3 protein-coding genes are annotated in these 1,206 nt (G+C 38.8%); all 3 read left to right on the top strand.

The window, feature by feature from the left end:
- Positions 1 to 86: 86 nt before the first annotated feature.
- Entirely contained in the window at positions 87 to 290 is a 204-nt protein-coding gene (gene thiS / locus AC1DUW_RS29665; protein WP_053345871.1) for a sulfur carrier protein ThiS, read from the top strand.
- A 1-nt stretch (position 291) separates the two neighbouring features.
- The gene (locus tag AC1DUW_RS29660; RefSeq protein ID WP_053345872.1) at positions 292 to 1,059 is read left to right on the top strand and encodes a thiazole synthase; all 768 of its coding nucleotides are present in this window, start codon (positions 292 to 294) and stop codon (positions 1,057 to 1,059) included.
- A partial coding sequence (locus AC1DUW_RS29655) for a ThiF family adenylyltransferase (protein WP_477644284.1) occupies positions 1,056 to 1,206 on the top strand: 151 nt, incomplete at its 3' end. The genes AC1DUW_RS29660 and AC1DUW_RS29655, both read left to right, overlap by 4 nt.

Here is a 1,206-nt window from a genome sequence, read left to right as displayed (position 1 = left end):
GTTGAAAGAAGGGCAAATTCTGAATGGTCTGCTTTTCGAGTGGATCGTTCGATAAATACAATTTTTTCATAATAGAGGTGAATGAATTGGAACTAATTATTAATGGAGAAAAAATACAAATTCCTGCTAATGAGTCAACTGTTGCGGAGTTATTGCAGCATTTTAGCTTACATCAGAAAGTCGTGATTGTGGAATTAAATGATGAAATTTTAGAAAAAGAAAATCAGAATGAAACGCGTTTGTCAAATGGAGACAAAGTTGAGATTGTACATTTTGTAGGAGGCGGATGATATGTTAAAAATTGGTTCTTATGAATTTTCATCAAGATTACTATTAGGTACTGGGAAATATTCAAGTTTCGATGTTCAGAAGCAAGCAGTGGAGGTTTCAGAGACTGAAATATTAACATTTGCAGTTCGGAGAATGAATATATTTGAAGCTAGCCAACCAAATTTTTTAGAAAAGCTTGATTTGAAAAAATATACACTTCTTCCCAATACAGCAGGAGCTAAAACGGCCAAAGAAGCTGTGCGAATAGCTCAGCTTGCCAAGGCGTCTGGGCTTTGTGACATGATAAAGGTAGAAGTGATTGGTTGTCAAAAAACACTATTGCCTGATCCGATTGAAACACTAAAGGCAGCAGAGGAATTAGTAAAACTAGGTTTTATAGTGTTACCATATACGTCTGATGATGTGTTACTTGCTAAACGTTTAGAAGAAGTAGGATGTCATGCGATTATGCCTGGAGCTTCTCCAATTGGATCAGGCCAAGGTATTATAAACCGACTAAACTTACGATTTATCATTGAACAGTCCAATGTTCCGGTAATTGTTGATGCTGGAATTGGAACACCATCGGATGCGACGATTGCCATGGAATTAGGGGCAGATGGTGTATTGCTTAATACAGCTGTATCGGGTGCCAAAGATCCAATCAAAATGGCGAAAGCAATGAAGCTTGCTATTGAATCAGGGCGCTTAGGGTATGAAGCAGGGAGAATTGAAAAAAATGAGTACGCTATAGCAAGCAGTCCAGTTGAAGGAATGAGCATTGGATGAATGAACGTTATTCACGCCAAGAACTCTTTTCACCAATTGGAGTCAAAGGGCAACAGAAAATTTCCAAGAAACACGTTTTGGTGATTGGAGCAGGGGCTCTCGGTACGGGAAGTGCTGAAGGACTTGTGCGAGCAGGAATTGGAAAAC

The organism is Peribacillus sp. P4_C12, assembly GCF_056402095.1.
This window is presented reverse-complemented; position numbering and strand designations above follow the sequence as displayed.

Excerpts from the sequence above, each read along its gene's own strand:
- AC1DUW_RS29660 (WP_053345872.1), top strand. The coding sequence starts at position 292 with ATGTTAAAAATTGGTTCTTATGAATTTTCATCAAGATTACTATTAGGT.